This is a genomic window from Zavarzinella formosa DSM 19928 (genome assembly GCF_000255705.1).
GTDB classification, from domain to species: Bacteria; Planctomycetota; Planctomycetia; order Gemmatales; family Gemmataceae; genus Zavarzinella; species Zavarzinella formosa.
In genome coordinates this window covers 52,264-72,171 of record NZ_JH636440.1, presented here as the reverse complement: position 1 = coordinate 72,171, position 19,908 = coordinate 52,264, and the positions used below count along the sequence as shown (strand labels likewise).

16 protein-coding genes and 1 pseudogene are annotated in these 19,908 nt (G+C 58.9%); 8 read left to right on the top strand and 9 right to left on the bottom strand.

The genetic code is table 11. The annotated features are described in order from the left end of the window. Positions 1-443: pseudogene (locus tag BGIM_RS49830) on the bottom strand (hypothetical protein); the annotation flags it as partial. Between the two features lie 162 nt (positions 444-605). On the opposite strand from BGIM_RS49830, the gene BGIM_RS0110835 reads away from it, so the two are divergent. The 6 genes from BGIM_RS0110835 (at position 606) to BGIM_RS0110810 (ending at position 6,695) form a co-directional block, all read left to right on the top strand. Then, positions 606-1,307 (top strand): DUF1349 domain-containing protein, encoded by a 702-nt coding sequence (locus tag BGIM_RS0110835; protein WP_157368876.1) that lies wholly within the window; start codon positions 606-608, stop codon positions 1,305-1,307. Then, positions 1,304-2,269 (top strand): sialate O-acetylesterase, encoded by a 966-nt coding sequence (locus BGIM_RS0110830; RefSeq protein WP_020469802.1) that lies wholly within the window; start codon positions 1,304-1,306, stop codon positions 2,267-2,269. Before BGIM_RS0110835 ends, BGIM_RS0110830 begins: the two co-directional genes overlap by 4 nt. A 30-nt stretch (positions 2,270-2,299) precedes the next feature. After that, the gene (locus BGIM_RS0110825; RefSeq protein WP_020469801.1) at positions 2,300-3,922 is read left to right on the top strand and encodes a hypothetical protein; all 1,623 of its coding nucleotides are present in this window, start codon (positions 2,300-2,302) and stop codon (positions 3,920-3,922) included. Positions 3,923-3,988: 66 nt separating this feature from the next. After that, the gene (locus tag BGIM_RS57290; protein ID WP_020469800.1) at positions 3,989-4,735 is read left to right on the top strand and encodes a 3-keto-disaccharide hydrolase; all 747 of its coding nucleotides are present in this window, start codon (positions 3,989-3,991) and stop codon (positions 4,733-4,735) included. Between the two features lie 146 nt (positions 4,736-4,881). Continuing rightward, positions 4,882-5,622 carry a 3-keto-disaccharide hydrolase gene (locus BGIM_RS0110815; protein ID WP_020469799.1) on the top strand — a complete coding sequence of 247 codons (741 nt, stop codon included), beginning with the start codon at positions 4,882-4,884 and terminating at the stop codon, positions 5,620-5,622. A gap of 185 nt (positions 5,623-5,807) precedes the next feature. Continuing rightward, complete coding sequence (locus BGIM_RS0110810; protein ID WP_020469798.1) at positions 5,808-6,695, top strand: alpha/beta hydrolase; 888 nt, start codon at positions 5,808-5,810, stop codon at positions 6,693-6,695. A 442-nt stretch (positions 6,696-7,137) separates the two neighbouring features. Here the strand turns inward: BGIM_RS0110810 and BGIM_RS0110800 are convergent, their stop codons facing one another. The 4 genes from BGIM_RS0110800 to BGIM_RS62755 all read right to left on the bottom strand — a co-directional run bounded on the left by BGIM_RS0110800 (position 7,138) and on the right by BGIM_RS62755 (position 12,674). Then, entirely contained in the window at positions 7,138-7,857 is a 720-nt protein-coding gene (locus BGIM_RS0110800) for a hypothetical protein (protein ID WP_020469796.1), read from the bottom strand. Positions 7,858-7,862: 5 nt separating this feature from the next. Next, the gene (locus BGIM_RS0110795; RefSeq protein WP_020469795.1) at positions 7,863-10,928 is read right to left on the bottom strand and encodes an HsdM family class I SAM-dependent methyltransferase; all 3,066 of its coding nucleotides are present in this window, start codon (positions 10,926-10,928) and stop codon (positions 7,863-7,865) included. 390 nt (positions 10,929-11,318) lie between these two features. Continuing rightward, the gene (locus tag BGIM_RS0110790) at positions 11,319-12,413 is read right to left on the bottom strand and encodes an alpha/beta hydrolase (RefSeq protein WP_020469794.1); all 1,095 of its coding nucleotides are present in this window, start codon (positions 12,411-12,413) and stop codon (positions 11,319-11,321) included. A gap of 66 nt (positions 12,414-12,479) precedes the next feature. Next, positions 12,480-12,674: a hypothetical protein gene (locus tag BGIM_RS62755; protein WP_020469793.1), complete on the bottom strand. Its 195-nt coding sequence runs from the start codon at positions 12,672-12,674 to the stop codon at positions 12,480-12,482. Here BGIM_RS62755 and bla point away from each other — a divergent pair. Both bla and BGIM_RS0110775 read left to right on the top strand, forming a co-directional pair. Then, positions 12,673-14,574, top strand: a complete 1,902-nt coding sequence (bla, locus tag BGIM_RS61260; RefSeq protein ID WP_020469792.1) for a subclass B3 metallo-beta-lactamase — start codon at positions 12,673-12,675, stop codon at positions 14,572-14,574. The two genes, BGIM_RS62755 and bla, sit on opposite strands and share 2 nt — an antisense overlap. A 42-nt stretch (positions 14,575-14,616) precedes the next feature. Next, positions 14,617-16,551 carry an efflux RND transporter permease subunit gene (locus BGIM_RS0110775; protein WP_020469791.1) on the top strand — a complete coding sequence of 645 codons (1,935 nt, stop codon included), beginning with the start codon at positions 14,617-14,619 and terminating at the stop codon, positions 16,549-16,551. 18 nt (positions 16,552-16,569) lie between these two features. Here BGIM_RS0110775 and BGIM_RS0110770 read toward each other — a convergent pair whose 3' ends face one another. From BGIM_RS0110770 to BGIM_RS64780, 4 genes are all read right to left on the bottom strand, one after another. Further along, a complete protein-coding gene (locus tag BGIM_RS0110770; RefSeq protein ID WP_020469790.1) occupies positions 16,570-17,682 on the bottom strand; it encodes a WD40/YVTN/BNR-like repeat-containing protein in 1,113 nt (370 codons plus the stop codon). A 169-nt stretch (positions 17,683-17,851) separates the two neighbouring features. Further along, positions 17,852-18,448 (bottom strand): hypothetical protein, encoded by a 597-nt coding sequence (locus tag BGIM_RS0110765; protein ID WP_020469789.1) that lies wholly within the window; start codon positions 18,446-18,448, stop codon positions 17,852-17,854. Positions 18,449-18,487: 39 nt separating this feature from the next. Beyond that, entirely contained in the window at positions 18,488-19,075 is a 588-nt protein-coding gene (locus BGIM_RS0110760; RefSeq protein WP_020469788.1) for a hypothetical protein, read from the bottom strand. A gap of 63 nt (positions 19,076-19,138) precedes the next feature. After that, positions 19,139-19,908 (bottom strand): WD40 repeat domain-containing protein (locus BGIM_RS64780; RefSeq protein ID WP_072022254.1); only part of this gene is annotated, 770 nt, incomplete at its 5' end.

Below are 19,908 nucleotides of genomic sequence, written 5' to 3'. Positions count from 1 at the left end.
TCGAATCCGGCCGCGCGGACCAGTCGGGCGAACTCCCGCACCTCCAGCTCGTTGTCCGCGTTCTTCGGCGAGGTGAGGGTGGCGAACGAGCGGAACCCGCGGGCGAGCAGGTGTTCGGCCGCCAGCCGGCCCGATTCGGTCGAATCGGGGAACACCCCCGGCATCAGGGCCTGGGCGGGCGAACTCGGCCACACGTTTACCACCGGCACGCCCAATTTGGCCGCCCGCCGGGCGAGAGGGAGGTTCGCCCTCGCCACGATGCCGTCATACCGCTCGGCCGGGGTTCGCGCCCGCCGCAGGGTGTCGTGGGCGAATTCGTCAATGATCGACACCCACCCGTGTTCCTCGGCGAACCGCTGCACTCCGGCGAAGATCTCCGAGTGCCGCTTGTACGGCCACTGGAGATCGAGCATGATGGCCACGCGGGGCGGTTGTCCGGCCATGCGACTCTTTCCCGGGTTCGTTACTTTTTTTCCGTGAAACGTGATTCGCGACCGTCAAAATACTTTGTAGTCGGCGAAGCGCGGCCAGTCTCTTGAATCGCCACCCGTATCATGGGGCGGGGGCAAGTGTTTTCCCAAGCCGACGACGCCGGAGATGAAACAATGCGGGCGTCCATCCTCTTGCTGCTCATTGCGTCGCTGGTCGTTGCCGCGCCGGCTCCCAAGCCCGCCGCGAAGAAGATCGCGGACGTGTTCGGAACGGCGGTCGAAGCCAGGGGCGTGACGTGCGAGATGAGCCCGCGGGGCGAACTGCGTGTCGGCGTGGCAAAGGAGGCTGCCGCCGAAGGTGAAGATCACGGGGCGGCCCGGCCGCTGGTCACCCGGAAATTCGAGGGGGACTTCCAAGTAACCGTTCGCCTCGCCCATGTCCCGTCGGACGCCAAAGACCTGTCGGCCGTCGGCGATGGCAAACCTGCTTTTTCGGCCGGCATCGCCCTGTACACGCCCGCCGACCCGACCCAGTCGGTGACCTTCCTCCAACAACACTTGAAGGAGGGGGAAACTTGGAAGAGCGATTTCTTCGCGTGCATTCGCTACAACACGGACGTCTTCGAGAGCGTTCGGCGGCCCGGCGAGAAGTTGGATCGCGGGCCGGTCTATCTGCGTCTCACCCGCCGCGGGGGCGAGTTCACCTCCGCGTCGAGCCACGACGGCAAGAAGTGGACTCCTGTTGCCTCCCTAGGCCGGTTCAAATTCGGATCCGCCGTGCTGATCGGCCCGGCCGCGACGCACAACACCTCGGCCGGGCACATCGTCACGTTTGACGAGTACGTCCTGACAAAGCCACCGGAGGAGAAGAAATGACGACACGAATCGCTTGCCGCATGGCGGGACTGAGGCCCCTTGCCTGTCTCGTGCTATGGGCGATCTCGGCCGTCGGAACGGCCGCCGACAAGCCGGTGAAAGTGTTCGTTTTGGCCGGCCAGTCGAACATGGAGGGGCACGGGTTCGTCGCGGCCGATCCGAAGCGGAACGAGGGAAAGGGCAGCCTGGAGCATGTCGCCAAGGACAAGGGCGCCGACCCCAAGTTCAAGCGTCTGCTCGACAAGGACGGCAAGTGGGCCGTCCGCGACGACGTGTGGATTCACTACCTGGACCGAAAGGGTAAGCTGACGGCGGGCTTCGGGGCAAAGGAAGACCGCATCGGGCCGGAACTCGGGTTCGGGTGCGTGGTCGGTGACGCGTTTGAGGAACCAGTGCTGCTTGTCAAGCTGGCTTGGGGTGGGAAGAGCCTGGCGAAAGACTTCCGCCCGCCGGGCGCGGGCGGGGAAACCGGCCCCTTCTACAAGGAGGTCGTGGACCGTACGAAAGCGGTCCTGAAGGACCTGAAGAAGGAGTTTCCCGAGTTCGGCGACCGCGACTACGAGTTGACCGGGTTCGGCTGGCACCAAGGGTGGAACGACCGCGTCAACCAGGCGTTCAACGACGAGTACGAGAAGAACATGGCCCATTTCATCCGTGACATCCGCAAAGACCTGGGTACGAAGGACCTGCCGTTTGTGATCGCCGAAACCGGCCAAGGTGGCCCGGCGGAGAAACACCCGAGGGCATTGTCACTGATGAAAGCCCAGGCGGCGGTGGCCGGGCACGAGGAGTTCAAGGGGAACGTGGCGTTCGTGAAAACGACAGGGTTCTGGCGGTCGGAGGAGGTGTCGCCGACCAAACAGGGCTACCACTGGAACAGCAACGCCGAGACGTACTACCTGATCGGCGAGGCGATGGGCCAGGCGATGTTGAAGTTGTGTGAGAAGAAATCGTCCAAATAAGCGCCGTTTCCCGCCCTCGGAGGTTGTCGGATGCCGAACCGTTTTTCTTGCATCGTGGCGGGCTTGGCGGCGTTCGCCGTTTGCGTTTCCGCCGTCCGGGCGGCCGACCCGTCACCGCAGAGGGCGGAGATGGCGGGCTACCTTCTCGTCCCACATGAGAAGGTGGACGCAAAGTACAACGCCGGCTTCTCGACATATGTGGCGGCCTGGCCTCTGTTGAAGAACTACCCGGGTCAGGAGTTTCAAAGCGGGTTGTTCGGCACGTGGATGTTCGCCCGGCACGACGGTCAGAAACCGAAAGATCAATATTCAGACATCGAGGGGGGCCTCGGCTGGTGGCGGGACACCCGGTTCGCCACCGAGACACCGAAGTTCATCATGGGCGGGGTGGCCCTGAACTTCAGCGAGTGGGCGAACGGCCCCGGCGCCGGCAAGGGCCGCGACTGGAAGAAGCCCGCCGGTCACTACGCCATCGCCCAACTCAGCCCGTGGGTGCTGTGGCCGCCGGACGGCTTGAACCTGAAACAAGGCACGAGCGGCGAACTGTTCGGGTACGGTTACCTGCCGCTGCCGCTCACTTCGCCCAAGAAGACGACCGCCGGAAAAGACGTGCCGACCGGCAACCAGTGCTGGACGCTGTTCCTGAACACCGGCAACTTCAAGGGGCCGGTCACATTCTTCCTGCCTTACTTCTGGTCCAAGCCGACTGTTGATAAGCCCGAATTGGGCGGGCTGTTCCTCGACACCCGGCCGTCGGAGCCGAACAAGGCGGTGCAGATGGAGACGCAGCACGTGCCCGCGTACACCGCCACCGACGCGAAGGGCGACACCTACGCTCGTGTCGCCCCCACGCTGTTCCCGGCGAAGGCGGCCGGCGATGCCCCGCTGATCCATCGCATCACCGCATATGGCCGGGCGGCCCTGTGGGACGGCGTGGAAGGGTGGTTCAACGGTGGCAAAGAAGTGTCGGGAACCATCGACGCGAAGGCGTCGGCGGTTCACATGTTCAAGGGAGGCGGCGGGGCGACGTGGCAGATTTACCCGCCGAACACGCCCCGCGAGAAGAAAGCACCGGTGGCGTGGAACTCGTTCGCCACCCCCGCCGCACTCGACGACACCACCTACGGCTACAAGTGGGCAAAGGAGGCGGTGGCGAAGGACGGAGCGACCATCACGCTGCCCGAATACTACCGCCTGACAAAAGACCCGAAGGCCAAAGACCGGTGGGCGGTGGTGAGCGCCAGCGAAGTGCCCGCCGAAACGGGCTTGGCCAAAGTGACCTTCCCGCAGAAACGTCCCGCTTCGCAACCATATGTCACTCCCGATGAGGCAAACAGCAGTTGGAAGAAGCCGGGGCCGGCGACCGGGCCGTTCGAGGCGAAGCTCGGCGACGGCAGTGTGGTGACGTACCACTGGTATCGCTTCGCCGACCAACCGGCCGTGTTGAACGCCGACCTGACCGCCAACGAGCGGGAGACGCTCCAGAAGCGGGTGGAGATGTTGCACAAAAGCTGGACGAAAGACCGCGAGTACCTCCCCCCGCCGACCATCGGCAAACTGGCCGACCTTGATCCCGCCGTTCTTGTCAACCCGCCGAAGGGCCTGGAAATCGGGTACGTGCCGATCGTCACCCGCCAGGCCAAGAAGGAATAACCCGGCACCCCGGCGCGAAGTGACCACCCGCCGCGTCGAACCGAACCCGCCTGAGAAGGAGACTCGATGACACCCGCTGTGTTGCTCGTCCTGGCATATCTGTCGGCCGCCCCGAGCTTCAAACCGGACCAGGGCAAGCTGCCCGTCGCCCCGCCGAAAGGGGCGGCGGTGTTGCTCGACGAAAAGGGGAACCATTCGTTCCTGAGCATGGCGGGCGAGAAGATTGACTGGCCGGTCGAGGACGGGGTGATCACTTCGACCTCCAACAAGAAGAACCAAAATCACATCGTGTCGAAGCTGCACTTCAAGGACGCCGACATCCACGTCGAGTTCCTGCTGCCGGAGAAGGGGACGGGGAACAGCGGGGTCTACATCCACGGGAACTACGAGATCCAGATCCTGAACTCGGCCGGCAAGGAAAAGGTCACGCAGGACGATGCCGGCGCGCTGTACGGGTTCTCGGCCCCGTTGGAAAACGCCTGCCGCAAACCGGGGGAGTGGCAGGTGTTCGACATCCGCTACCGCGCCCCGCGACGGGACGAGTCGGGCAAGATCACCGAAAAGGGAACCGTCACAGTGTGGTTCAACGGCAAGCAGGTGCAGGACAACACCGAGTTCGGCGAACCGAAATCGACGTTCCACCCGTTCCGATATGGCAACACCCCTTACTTGGACAAGATCCGCGACCGGCAAAAGAAGACAATGACCGGCCCGGTGTTCCTCCAGGACCACGGCAACCCGGTGAAGTTCCGCAACGTGTGGGTGGTCCCGGCGGACAAGGAGGCGTTCACTTACGAAGCCGACAAGAAGTGAGCGGGGACTGGCGACGCTCCGCAGCCGTGACGGATGGTTCATCGCCGGTCGGGCGAACGGGTTCCAAGCGGGCCATGCGACCGGCGCGCGATAAGATCTATCGGAAACGCGCTGATCGCAGTTGCGTGTCCCCTTGGAGAATCGCGATGAACCGCTGCCTGACCCTGCTCGCCTTTTTGACCTTTTCAACGACCCTTTTCGCCGACGAAAACGCCCGGACTCCCCCGCCCGAAGCCAGCGACATGAAGGTCCTCTTCAACGGCAAGGACCTCACCGGCTGGGACGGCGACCCGCGGCTGTGGGCCGTGAAGGATGGCGTCCTTCGCGGCGAGACGACCAAGGAAAACCCCGCCAAGGGTAACACCTTCCTCATCTGGAAGGACGGGACCGCAGCGGATTTCGACCTGCGGCTTTCCTTCCGAATGAACGCCGCCAACAACTCCGGCATTCAATACCGTTCCAAGCACATCACCGAAGGCAAGGTGAGCAACGCCTGGGTCGTGCGCGGCTACCAGCACGAGTTGCGGAACGAAAAGAAGTTTCCCAACACGTCGAGCTTTATTTACGACGAGGGCGGCCGTCGCGGCCGGATCTGCCTGCTCGGCGAACGGGCTGTCTGGACCGCCGACGGCAAGAAAGAGGTCAAGGAAACGTTCGTGACCCAGGAAGCTTTCGACAAACTGATGAAGCTGGACGACTGGAACGACGTGGTCATCGTCGCCAAGGGCAAAAACATCAAGCACTACTTGAACGGCCAACTCGTGCTGGACTTCACGGACGAGGACCCGAAGCTGGCGCTGTCGGAAGGCATCTTTGCCCTCCAACTTCATGCCGGGGCGCCGATGTGGGCGGAGTTCAAGAACATTCGGCTCAAGCAGCTCAAATAGATTGCTGACGATGCGCGTGGTGACCGATGTGCTTGTCCTGCTTTGGTCCGACACGCCGAGGTTTCCATTCGGGAAACGCAGCAGCGTCGAGCCGGAAAGGCAGGCAAGCAACGGGCGACGCCCCGCCATCGCAGGTCAATCGCCGCCCTTCCAACTTCACTTATCTTTCCCTGACGAGAACAAAAATGAGCGGACGTATCGTGTCTGTGTTCGCGTGGGCCGTGCTGTTGGGCGTGGCCATGCCGTCCCTTGCCCAGAAGGGTGACCCCACGGAAAAGTACCCGGCGCCGCCCGCGGGCTTCGACAAGCGGCGGGACGGCATCGATCATGGCAAGCTGGAGACGGTCGAGTACGACTCGACGACGGTCGGCGGGAAGCGCAAGGCGAGGGTCTACACCCCGCCGGGCTACTCCAAGGACAGGACGTACCCGGTCCTGTACCTTCTCCACGGCATCGGCGGCGACGAGAACGAGTGGGCGCGCGGCGGCACGCCGGACGTGATTCTGGACAACCTGTATGCCGACAAGATGGCGGCGCCAATGATCGTCGTCCTGCCGAACGGCCGGGCGTCGAAGGACGTGACCGCAAAAGACCCGATCCCCAAGCAGTCCCCCGCGTTTGCCGTCTTCGAGAAGGAACTGCTCACCGACCTGATCCCGTTCGTCGAGAAGACGTACCCGGTGAAGGCCGGCCGTGAATCACGCGCCATCGCCGGGCTGTCGATGGGCGGCGGTCAGTCGCTCAACTTCGGGCTGGGCAACCTGGACACGTTCGCCTGGGTCGGCGGGTTTTCGTCCGCCCCGAACACGAAGAAGCCGGACGACCTCATCAAAGACCACGCGGATGCGGCCAAGAAATTGAAGCTGCTGTACGTCGCCTGCGGAGACAAGGACGGGCTGTTCCGGATCAGCGAGGGCGTCCACAAGATGCTGGACGAGAAAAAGGTGCCGCATGAGTACCGCGTCATCCCCGGCGGCGGCCACGACTTTAAGGTGTGGAAGAGCGACCTCCACCACTTCGCCCGACTGGTGTTCCGCGAAGTTGATGCGGAGAAAAAGGACGGCGGGAAATAACTGGAACGAATCACCGTCACCTGATGATCCCCGCCAACCCGCCGAAGGAAGCGTTGGAGGCCAATCGCAAACGGGCCAACCAAGCCCCCAGAAACGACCACTCCCACAGCGTCGCCAACCCCGCCGCCGGTGAAGAATAAGGGTTGTCGGCCGGAGCGGACGACACACCAACGACGCAAAAAAACCTGAAAAATATTCGGAATGGCGATTTACAGGTCTGAGGCTGCCAAAACATGCTGGTGCCTTTTGCCAAATTCCGGCGTTTCGAGCCGAATTCTCTTTATCTATTTCAAACGAGACCGTACCCTTTCGCCTCCGTTTGAGAAAGACTCAAAGACGACTCATCTGAAAAGGCGGAACTGCTGGTAAGATTCGGGAAGAATTCAAGCACGCCGCCGCTTACGCTGGTTATCCCTTATATTCCGACAAGTGGTAACTGGGCCTATTCGCGATCCAACCATAAGTGCTGAAGGACGATAGCGGGTGCCGTCGTCTTGGTCTGCGGGTAGGTGAACCCGCGATTGTGCGTCGTTTCGTGAAGATCTTGGGCATACCCTTTTGCGACAGAACCACAGCACTTCTTGAGGCTGCCGTCCAACTTCAACTCTAATTTCCGCTTGCCGAGAGCCGTCTTGAGCTTAGTGACAATCGTGTAGCCGCTCGCTGCGTAGCCTACCATCAGCGCATGCGGCATCGCCCATGCGTATTCTCCCGATACAAACCGGATAATGCCCTTATCGCAATAATCTTCTCCAGCAGGCGTCGGGCGTCCAACTGGCTTACATTCGACGAATAATCCGTCCGCAGAGCGAAGACCCGGACTGCAATTCCGGCGGACAGCGACGTGGAGGTCGGGCATTTTGTCGAGGTGCTTGCGATCAAAGGATTCAAATTTGGACTCCCGGTTTATCCAGAAATTTTCCGACGTGAATGCGGGAAAGTCAGTGCTGTCGAGGACGTCATCCATTAAGCGGTTGCGAAGTTCCAAGGTGATTTCGTCTTCGGTCGCGCCGTCGAGAATAAACCCGTTTTGCGGATCATCCCTGAGCAGCCTCCATGCCTCAGTAATGGCTTCGACGATAACGCGGAGGGTGGCCTTCGGGTAAGGCGGGTTCGGCAAGACGACAGAAGCGGAGCCGTAAATGTGGCTGAGTTTAGGCATGAAGTTTAATCGGTTAGTTTATCGAGTCGGTTCCGTATGATCTCTCCGCACAGCAGGCGGGCGCGAGAACCCGTCCAGTAGCGATAGTGCTTGTAAATGCCGACCACGAGTCCGGCATCTTCTTCCACAAAGATTTGCGTAGACCCCGTCTCTGCGGCAAGTTGAATGATCAGTTCTAGCACGCCATCGGCGACCGAATCCGGATTGGCCGGGGTGTGGTTGCTTGTCGTGAGCGACAATACTTCAAACGGCGCCCCCATCCGGCCGTTTGTGGAGGGCAGTTTTAGTCGCTCAACAGTTAATTTGCCGCCTCTTGGAGGGATGAACGGGACGAGTGTCTTCTTCACCACCGCAATGAACGCCTTCTTCTCTGCCTCGGTCGGCGCGCGGCACGCCCTGGCGCGGGCCGTATCATACGGCAGAGCGACATCAAGCGTGTCGCGCACAACCTGAAGGTCGTAGGCTTTCAACCCATACAAAGTGGCAAAGAAAGCGTCGATGTCTGACCAAGGAATGTCCGTTCCTACGGTAAGTGATTCAGAAAGCCGTGTCAGCTCTTTTCGCTGGTCTTCCTTCAGTGACTCCAAAGGAATGATCGGGCAGTTTTCGAGATCAGCTTTGCGGGACCGACGGCGTTCTGCTCCAAACTCAGGGCTTGTTGCCAGCAAGTAATACACCCAAATGTTGCTATGAACAAATAGGTGGAGATAGCGTGCGAGGAGTTCGCCATCGGCATGTCCACACGCGGAGTATCCGTTAAATGTTTCGTGATACGCAACTCGCTCGAAAGAAAGCACGGCCCGGCCTGACTCTCGCTCTTCGCCGGGCGACTGCTTTACCAACGCGAGCGGTGGATCGTAGATGGTAGAACGCCGGGGCCACTGGGCCTTGTCCAGTCCAAAGGTCGGCAGTTGCTCCGGGCTGACCACAAACTTGAATGCGTCTTTGACGCTCAGGTTTGGCAATCCTTTCAAATGGCTCGCGTCTCGGGTGCGCTCTTCCGGCTTTCCACGAGTGTACCCTTTTCCGTTTCGGTGCTTCCCGACAACTTTCTTCCAATATTTGTTGAGCGGCGTCCCGCCAGCAGACAGAATCTTCTCAATGACCTCCACGTCCAGCATCGTGCCGATGGACAGTGTTTTCCATAGCCAAGGCTTTTTGGTGGCCGCCACCGGATCGATTAACCGGGTAGATTCGGAGTCGATCCGGAACTGTCCTGTTTTGTTGAGCTGCACCTCGATTGGGAGCGTTATTAGGCGCGTCATGTGACCCTCGGGCGGCCGCTTATTCGTGGCAAAAAGCAGAATCCAAGGCTGGTTCATGTCTGGCCACACATGCGTGTCGGACAAATTCGTGCCGTTGACAATGCCGTCCACCTGAAGGAGGCTGAAAAGTGAGAGCCGGGCAGAGGATGGGGTCACAGCGGTTTTCAGCAGAATGCGTGCCGGGAGTGCCATTGCGATTCGACCACCGCTTTTGCACCACTCCATCGCCTTCCACAAAAACGGCAGATCTGGGTTTTGGTCGGGAAGGCGGTACACCTTGGCCTTCGGCGCATCGATCTTCTTAATCACCTCTTTACAAACATTTTCGAGCTTCTTTCCAAGGGAGTTGTCAACGCTTGTCCACGGTGGATTGCTCAGGACCACATCAAATTTTCCATCAAAACGCTTTCCCAAGTGGGTGCCAAGACTGCCAAGAGCGGTCCCTCTTTTGTCTGCACCTGGCTCCCTGACACTGTGCAACACATGCCCTCGCAGGTTCTTGAAACGGAGCTTGTTTGGGGGCTGCGGTTCGGGGTCGAGTTCGACTGCCGTCAGGTACAGGCTGAGCGCAGCCAGCCTCAAGGCTTCCTCGCTGATGTCGAAGCCCACAAGCTGGTTTTCCAGAACTCTTCGGATCGCGTCCGTTCCGGGCCTTTCTGCTCCATTCCCTTGCTTCCACAGTTCCAAGTACAAGCGCCGGAACGCCAAAACGAGGAAAACCCCCGCGCCGCATGCGGGATCGAGCACGCGACAATCGGTAATGTTTGGCAGCCCATCGAAGGCTTCGTCCAGAAGCGTGATGGCGATGTTTCTGGGCGTGTAGCACTGGCTCGTCTTCTTCGCCTCCTTCGGCGTCCACTCCCATGAGAACGCCTCGTAGACTTGGCTGAGCAGACCCACGGGGATGTGGGCGAAATCGAAAGTTTGCCAGTTCCAGTCAATCAACGGCTGGTAATCGTTGCCGCTCGGCTGGTGTCCACGCACGACAGCCGAGAGGTGACGGAAAATTTCTCCTTCGGTAAGCTCGTCGATACGCTTGAAAAACGCCTCACTCCCGCTTTCGGACAACGGCAGGAAGTCGCCGTTGAACGTCTTGTCTAACCATGCACATGTGTCGGCTGCGTTCTTGGGGTTTAAAAAGCAATCGGTCCAGTCTAGTGCCTTGGGGGCAATGTTCTTGACTGGGTAGTTTTCAAGAACGCCCCGATCCCGAAGAAATCGAAAAAATAGGGCGCGGCCAACAAGTGATAGCGCATCAGGGCGAAGCACTTCATCATTCGCGATTTTGTTCGCGGCATGCTTCAGTAGCTCGAAGAGTTTCTTGAAAACGACGTCACCCGCCGCAAAGTCTTCGCCCTCAGTGATCCCAAATGCGAGCCGCGAAAAAAGAGTCCGTCCGTCCGTCGAGCCTGGGGTATACTCTGTCCATTCAGGCCGCTGTTCGCTTGGGGATACTGGTGTTACGAGAAGTCGCCCAAATTGGACGCGAGCGAGATATACCCGCTCACCCCGACAGGCAATCTGACGGAAAATTGTGGGGATTTGGTCTGGCTCATCATCGAAGAGATATTGCGTTGGCTTGGACTTCGTCAGCCGCTGCTCATCGACAAAGTAGAGTAGTGGTCTTCCCTGATACTCGGCAACCCCGTCCGGAGCGGGGCGATTCTTGCGCCGCAGAGCATTTAGGGTGAGGTAATCTTGAAGGTCAGGTTTCGGATTTTCCTCGCCGAATATGCGTACATTCTCTTTTGCCACTCCGTAGCCGTGAAGTTCATCCCGGATTTTTTTCGCGGATTTGGCCGGCATGGTATTCGCGCAAACCTTGCGATGGTCGACGTGAAGCCCTATCCTAGGGATGCCGTCCGTCTCCTCCGGTCCACTCGCCCAGCGCGCAAGCTAACTATCCTATATATTGTGTGGAACACTTGGGAGGCTGTCGATATTTTTTCTGATTATTCTGGCAGAAGTGCTCAAATCACTGTTGGCAAAGGCTACGCACCCCGCCATCTTTGTCTCGAAGGCGGCTCAGTGATTTTTTGCCGGGGCGATTTCCCTAACTGCGGTCGCATGGTGCTGTGCCAGTGTTTTTCGCCCGGCGGGAACCAGATCGGGTTATTTGTCCGAACCTAGCGAGTGAAGCAGAAGGGCTACCGACCGAGCCACAAGTCCCCAGCCCTGCCGGGGAAGCACCAAAACCTACTTCCCTTCCTTTGCCCCATACCCCTTCCACACCCATTCAAAGGCGTGGGGGAGGAACTGGTTCTGGGCGTTGCCGATGCCGTGGCCGGAGTTGCGGCAGAAGAGGTATTGGTATTCGTAGCCCTTATCCTTGAGGACCTTGGCCATTCGGTGATTGGCTTCCACCCAGTCGTGCATGTTGTCGCGCATCACGTTGGGGTTGAGCAAATCTTTGTCGCCGACCGAGATGAAAATGCGGATCGGCTTTTTCGGTTCCTTGGGAATCAGCGTTTCGTGGAAGCCCCAAGCGCCGTCGGGATACTTGGAATCGAACGGCCATGCTTGGTTCACGAAGGTGCCTGATGTCGTCAGCACCCGGTGGTACAGGTCGTTGCGGAACCACGCCATGATGAGGGCGGCCGATCCGCCGGAACTGCTGCCCATCGCCGCGCGGCCTTCGGGGTCTTTGGTCAGCTTCACCTTGCAGTTTTTCTCCACGCGCGGCAGCACTTCGTCTTCGATGTACGTGGCGAAATCGCCATTCATGTTGTCGTATTCCTTGCCGCGTTCGTGGCCTTGGGCGTCGCCGCCGCCGTTGCTGAGGGAGATCAGGACGATGGGGGGAATCCGCTTTTGGGCGATCAAATTGTCGAGGATGGTTTTGTAGCCGCCGGCGGCGCCGGGGCCGTCGTGAACCACCATGAACGGCGCCTCCGTCCCTTCCTTGTATTGGGCGGGGACGTACACCCCGACCCGGCGCTTGTAGTCGATGGTGTGCGTCTCGACAATCAGCGTCTTCGGGTTCTTCGGATCGACCGTGCCGAACACCTTGCGGGCGATGCCGGGGTTGAAGAGCTTGGTTTCCTTCGAGTCGAATTCAAATTGCGTCACCTTCCCTTGCGGAACACCCTCAACCGGTTTGCGTTCCGGGGCCGCCACATACTTCGGCCCGATGACGAAATTGTCATTGGCATCGAGCGGGGGATTCTCCCCCTCTTTCAGCACCTTGAACGGCGGGGCGCCTTTGTCGTCGTAGTTGCGGGCCGGCTGGGCCATCGACAAGCCGGTGCTTGAGAAAGCGGCGATCAAGACGAACGCGGACAGTTTGCGCATAAAACCCTCACAGTATTGGCGGGAAGTTCCTGGCGCTTGAACGGCGCCCGAACGTGGGCTGCTAACCTATTCACGATCTTCCGCATCGGTCAGGCTCGATTTGATTCGTTTGTCTCTGGCTCGCGTCGTCACGGCAATGAGGCCGCCGGGGCCAGCCTCCGACATGAATGTGATCGCGAGATCAAATGCTGGCAAGCCCGGAGATGATGCGGTAAGATCCTGGCTGGCGCCGATCATTCTGCCGACACGGAATCGATCCATGATTCGCATCTCCTCGCTGGCCTGGGTTCTTTTGGGGCTTTGCCTCTCACGGCCGGGTCTGGCCGCCGAACCAACCTCGATTCCCCGCGCCACAACGCCGCAGGTTCATCAAGCGGTCGATCACGCCATCAAATATCTGCAAACCGAATGCGCCGCCTGGTTGAACACTCGCCAATGCGCCGCCTGCCATCATGTGCCGATGCCGCTTTGGGCGCTTGGCGAAGCCGAACGGCAGGGGTATGTGATTGACAAGAAATTCTTGGCGGAGACGGTCGAATCCTTGCTGGGGAGCAAGGACAAGTTGCTGGCCTCAAGAATCTTCCCCGATCCGGCCGCCCCGCCCGATCCGCGCCCGCAGGGCCGGGGGCTGAACATGGGGTTGCCGTTCCTGGCTGTCGCCGCACAGTCGTTGCCCGCGATGAGCGAGGGACAGAAACAAAGCTTAAAGTTGATCGCGGAGGAAATCGTCCAGAAGCAACAGCCCGACGGCTCATGGGAATTCTTTGCCACCCTCCGGCGACCGCCAATTAACGAAAGCCAGACCACTGACGCCGCCTGGATCATCATGGCGCTTTCGGGGCAAACGGGGCCTGATTCGCCAAAATCTCAGCGTGAGGCTCTGGCGAAAGCGATCACTTGGCTTGACGCCGCCAAACGCTCCGACCTGCATCAAGACAAAGTCCTGAAGGTGTTGATGGGGGTTCGCTCCGGCAAACCACCCAAAACGCTGCAACCGACGATTGACGAACTGCTGGCCCTGCAACGCGCCGACGGCGGCTGGAGCCAGACCGTGCCGGAATTGAAGAGCGACGCCTTTGCCACCGGCCAGACCTTGTACGCTTTGTCGCTCGCGGGTTTCACGGCCGACCGACCCGAAATCAAACGCGGGATTGACTTTCTGGTCGCCACGCAAAAGCCCGACGGCGCCTGGCCGATGATTTCTCGATCAACCCCCAATGGCGATCCCGGTGGCGCGAAACTCCTGACACCAATCACCTGCGCCGCCAGTTCTTGGGCCACCCTCGGCCTCGCGCGACTTGTGCCGAAGGAAAAGTTGGACGAACTGGCGAAAGATCCGGCTCTCTTTCTGAACACGGCCCGGAAGGCGCTGAAGTGGGACGAGCCTGCGGAACCGGCGAAACTCTTCGGGCCGGTTCACTTCGTTGGCACCAAAGGGCTTGGCTCTTATCTCATCACCGGCTCCGAGGGGCATGTCCTCATTTTCACCGGGATGCCGGGATCGGGGGAGATAATCGAGAAGTCGATCATCAAGCTTGGGTTCAAGCCATCGGACGTGAAGATCATCCTTACTGGCCACGCCCACTGCGACCATGTCGGCGGGCACGTTTATCTCAAAAAGGCCACAGGCGCGAAAATCGCCATGATGCGAGAGGAAGTCGAACTGTTCCAGTCCGGCGGCAAACTCGACTTTCACTACGGCGACAGCAAAGAGTTCGCGTTCGACGCCGCCAAGGCGGACACGATCTTCCGCGATGAGGATGAGATCAAACTCGGCGACATCACAATCAAGGCGTTGTTGACGCCGGGGCACACCAAAGGCTCGACCACCTACGTCACCAAGATCGTTGTGGACGGCAAGATCTGCACGGTTGTCTTCCCTGACGGAACCAGCGTAAACCCCGGCTATCGAGTGACGAATCGCCCGTCTTACAAGGGGATCGAGGACGACTTTCGCCGGACCTTCCGAACACTGGAGGGGCTGAAGCCGGACATTTGGCTTCACGGACACACCAATAACATTGGGTACGACGCCAAACTGGCGAAAGCGGCGAAGGAAGGGGCGGCCGCTTGGGTCGATCCCGAGGGTTACCAGAAGTTCGTGGCGGCCGCGAAGGAGAAATTCGAGGCCGCCGTCGAGAAGGAAAAGAAGGCCCCATAGCGTGGGGCCAGCCGCCGGAACCGACAACGAGGAGACGCCGTCATGTCCCGACGAAGAATCAGTGTTTTGGCCGCCTTGCTTGTGTTTGGTGTCGCCGGTGTCGCCCTTTATTTCATCGCCCGCCCCCGGCCGGATCGAGGCGTTGAGAAGGATCAGGTCGATCACGCCAGCCAAGTCGAACTGGCCCCGTATCAGCTTCCGCAGACCGTCATTGTTCATGCCGTTTATCCCGGAGCCGATGCCCGGGTTTTGGCCGACACGGTGGCGGGACCGATTGAGGAGCAGGTCAATGGCGTCGAAAACATGCTGTCCATGTCGTCGCAATCCTCCAGCGACGGCCATTATCGCCTGCAAATAACCTTCCCCGCCGGGGCCGATCTCAACATGGCGCAAACGCTGGTCCAGAACCGGGTCAGCATGGCCATGCCGGTTCTCCCGGCCATCGTGCAGCAAGAAGGAATTCTTGTTCGCAAACGGTCGGCCGAGCCGCTCATGCTCATCGCCCTGACTTCGCCGGTCGGCCGGTTCGACGAGATTTATCTGGCCAACTATGCGGTCATCCAAGTCAAAGACGAACTGGCCCGCGTATCTGGCGTTGGCGATGTTAGCCTGATTGGCCGACGGGAATATCGGGTGAGGGTGTCGCTTGATCCCGACAAGCTTGCCGCGCGCGAACTCACCGCGGCGGATGTGGCCAAGGGGCTGGACTCGCAAAACATCCGGGTGGCCGGTCTCCCGCTTGGCCAGCTTCCGTTGGTGCAGAGTCAGGCGTTCACGCTGACTGTCGCCGCCGTCGGCCGATGGGTCGATCCGGAGCAACTCGAAGCCATCGTCCTCAAGGCCACGCCAGAAGGTCAAATCGTTCGGCTGCGCGATGTGGCCCGTGTCGAATTGGGGCGGGACGAACACGCTGGTTCAACCGCAGCCCTGAACGCCAGCCCGGCGGTGGTGGCGTGCGTTTATTCCCTGCCGAACGCCCGGCCGAGCCAGACAAGCCGGGCCGTTGCGGACAAAATCGCCGAACTGGCCGAGCGACTGCCCGACGGGCTGGCCCTGAAAACAATCTTCGACTTCTCGGCGAATCTGGACGATCCGAACAATCCCGAGACACCCGGACATTTGGTGATCGACGCGGAACTGCCGGAGGCCGCCTCGGCGGAACGCATGGCCGAGGCCCTGAAGCGGGCGGTCGAGGTGGTGCGGCAAGTCCCGGAGGCGCGCGACGTGCTGGCGCTGGGCGAACAGCCGTTCTCATCCTCCCGGAATCACCCTTGCCTCGTTGTTCGCCTGGCTCCGCAAAGCAAGCGGGACGTGATCGCGGACACCATCCGGGGCCGGCTTCTGAATCAGCTTCCCGAGGCCAAATTCCGAATCAGCGTCCCGTCGCTCTCGGGCGGTTTCCCGGTGTACGGCTTCCCCGTCGATTTCACCATTGAAGACCTTGGCCAGCATGGCAGCGAGGCATTGCGTGAGAAAACCGCCGCGATGGTGGAGGCGATGAATCAGGGGGGCAAATTTACGGACGTGGTCCCCGGCTCCGGCCAGCGTCGCGAGCCGTTTCTCCGGCTTGAAATCGACCGCGTCAAGTGCGCGGCATTGAATGTGCCGATCAAGGAAATCCTCAACACCCTGCAAATTTTTCTCGGCCTCCGGGAAGGATCTGGTTTCAATCAGTCTGGCCGGTCGTGGCACATCGATATCCGGCTTGCCCCCAAGATTCGAGAGCAGATTCCGGAGATCAGGCAGCTACAGGTGAAGAACGATCAAGGGCAAATGATCCGGCTGGGCACGGTGATGGATGCCCGCGAATTCACGATGACGTCGCTGATCGAACGGCACAACCTGTATCCCGGCGAGAGAATCACCGGCAACCTCTCGGCCGGCGTTTCTCCGACCGAGGGCAAACGGTTGTGCGAGGAAATGGCGGGGAGACAACTGGATCCCAAACAATTCAGGCTGGTTTGGCGAACCCGCTGATGGATGATGATGCCCGCGTTATTGCTTCCCCGCCCCGAGTTTGATCGCCAGCAATCCCTCTTCCCAACTGGCCGAGTACAAAATCTTGTTGATTGGGTCGTAGGCCATTTCAAACGGGACCGCCGAGAACTTTTGGTCGTTGAGCGGTTTCCAGTTGAGGCCGTCTGTCTCCGGGGAGACGAAAAACGGCTGGCTCTTGCTTGAGCTGGCGATATAGATGTTTTCGCCATCCCCGCAGACGCCCATGTACCAACTGTAAACCAGTCCCTTCTTAACCTGTTCCCACGAAGAGCCGTTGTCCGTGCTGCGGGCGGGGTATTGATAGCCACCGGAGTATAGCGTTCCATCTTTTGCCCGATGGAGTTGATTGCCGCCGTGGGTCATCGAGTTTTTGTAAACATTGGCCCATGTCTTGCCGCCGTCGGTCGTCTTGAAAAAGCCCCCTTCTTGGGCGGTGAACAGCCAGGTGTTCTTGTCGCCGATTTTTTTCACCGGGTCGAAGAGAAAGAAAATCGCCATCCCGTAACCTCCCTTGAGCGTGGGCGGCGGGGCGTGGGCGGTCCAGGATTCGCCGCCGTCATTGCTTTCCAACACGCCGCAATTCTTCCCGTCCGCCCACGGCGAATGGAACGACACGAGTACGTGCTTGAAGTCTGCCGGATCGACCGCGAGCGAATAGAGGTCGCGGGTGCCGACGGGTTTCTCGGTGGCCTTCTTGAACCCGTCCGGCATCGACCAGCTTCCACCGCCATCCTTGGAAACCCAAAAGCCAAGGGTTTTGCCGCGAACGCCGTCCACGCAATACAGATGCTTCGAGTCGTTCGGGTTGACTGCGACATGAAGCGGTTCGTCAAGCGGGCCAATTTTCTTCCACGTCGCGCCCGAATCGGTCGTCTTGAACAGGCCCCCCTTCGCCGCGTCGAACGCGCAAACGCACAGATACACCGTCGCCGGATTCTTGGGGTCGACGGTGACCCCCTGACAGAACACATGATCCTTGAAGCTGGTCGTGACATCGGGAGGCGTGACGTTCTTCCAAACTCCGGGAACCAAGTTCGGATTGCCCGCCGCCACGGGGCGAGGCCAGCCACATGCGAGAATCAGAATCATGAACGGGATCGCGAGTTTCATCTGAATTTCTCAGTCAGGGAGAGAAAACGCCATCAAACGGCGTCAGCCGATAGTTCTACGCGGGCGACTTCCGGCGGGCGAGAAAGCCCTCGGGGTCGGCGCCGTTCACAAACTCTCTTACGATGTGGCGGGCCGGGCCTCGCTGCCGCATAAGCGGGAAGCAATGACTTCAGCCATTTGTCCCCGGCCGAATGTCGCCTCGCGGTTTTCTCTCTCTGATGTCCTCTCCGTAATCCAATTCCTCTTGGGTGAGGCCGCTGATCCGGCCGGACATGGCATGTTTTTCCAACCGAACTTTGTATTCAATGATTCGCTCCCAGTAGCCACTGAAGGCACAAGCAGGCGTCATCAAGAAAAGCAAAGCGAAAACTCCCAAGAGCCTCACATCAACAGACAAAGACTTCAAGAATGAAAGGTCACAAAACAGGGCAAGACACACAATCAACGCCAAGGCGGCCAGACTGCTTTTCCAAACCAAGCCGGGCGCCAAACCGTAACTGTCGCCAGGCCGATGATCTTCCAAACTCTCAAATTGTTTTCTCAGCGATGCGGCCATTCCCCAAATCACCCAGAAGCCCAAGATGCTCCCGATGCCGGGGATCAGGCAAAGCCAGACAAGAACGGGTGATAGCTGCCGATGCTCCGGGCATATCAACTTCAGCGTCTGGCAAAGGCAATGCAAGAATTGGGTGACAGCAACAATAAACGCCAATGCAGACAAGAATAACAGAAGCAGCAATATAAAGATGACGGCGATAATATTCATGTGAATTCCCTATTGATCATGGCGCCCAAAAGTCGATTTTCAGTTGTCATTTCCCGTCCCGCTATTGTTTGTGTGTTTCCTCTCTCCGATGTCATCACCGAAATCCAGTTCTTCTTGCGAAAGGCTGTTGAGGCGGCCGGAGACGGTATGATTTTCCAACCGGCCTTTGTATTCAATGATTTGCGCCCAGTAGGCAATCCAGAGGGCGAGACCCAACACGCCAAATATTTGAAGTGAAAGAACATATGCCTTTAACGCCCAATTTATCATGGGCGCAAATTCGGGGATGAAGGCAATCAACGGTAAAAATGTCATCATGGCGAGGCCGAATGCCCAAACCCGGCCACAAGCCAGCCCGTAGGAATTTCCGGGTTGATGATCTCCAAGGCTCTCAAATTGTTTCCGCAGCGACGAGGCTACCTCGTAAACCATCCAGACAGCCATGAAGCTCCCGATTCCCGGGATCAGACAGAGCCAGACAAAGCTGGGCGGCAGTTGCCGATGCTCCGGGCTGACCAATTTCAGAGTGCTGGAAATCGCGATCAAAAAATAGGCGATCACAACGGCCAGGGCAACCGCAAAAGGAAGCGCCAACAGAAGAGCCAGTAAGAGAACAGAGACGCCCATGATTATTCCGTTCTCTTCGAGGCGGTGAACTAGCGTGTATATTCTCTAAGATATTTAAATAAACTACTTTTCGTTGTCATTTTCCAGTTTCCACAATTGGAGATGATTTGGGTTGGATCCCCCAATTGCGAGGCTGCGCCCGTCTGGAGAAAAAGAGATGCTTTTCACACGGGCAGTGGCGCGTCGAGGACGACCAGCTGATGGCATGACTGATAATGTCGCCAGCTCTTTGCGATCCTCCCAATCCCATATTTTCGCAGTTCCGTCATTGCCCCCAGAAGCCAAAAGACGCCCGTCAGGTGAAAAGCAAACGCAATTAACCCCAAACTCGTGCGCCGACTCAATATGGCGAGTTTCCGAATAATTATTAGCTTTCCAGAGCTTTATTGAGCAATCTTCACTGCCGGAGGCCAAGATTTTGCCATCTGGAGAATAAGCAACAGACCACACTCTTCCTTCATGGCTTTCTAATTCATGCTTTAAGGCGAATGGCTCCGCAGTCCAAATTTGAATTTTGGGCCCGCTGGAACATGCCAATGATTTGCCCGATGGGGAAAAGGAAATGGACCAGCACTCGTCAGCCAAAGCATAAAATGGCAATTCTTGCAAGGTTGATATCTCCCATCTTTGCAAAGTCGCTGCGATGCCAGCCACAAGTAGCTTTCCATCAGGCGAGATCGATAGACACGGAATCCAGCCTCCAAATCGTATTTCTGATTCTTGCTTGTTAGCTTCAATGTTCCAAAAACGAATTCCATGCCAATCAGCTGAGACAAGAGCTTTTCCATCAGGCATAAAGGCAACTGCCGTAACGTGTCTTTCGTGCCCTTTCA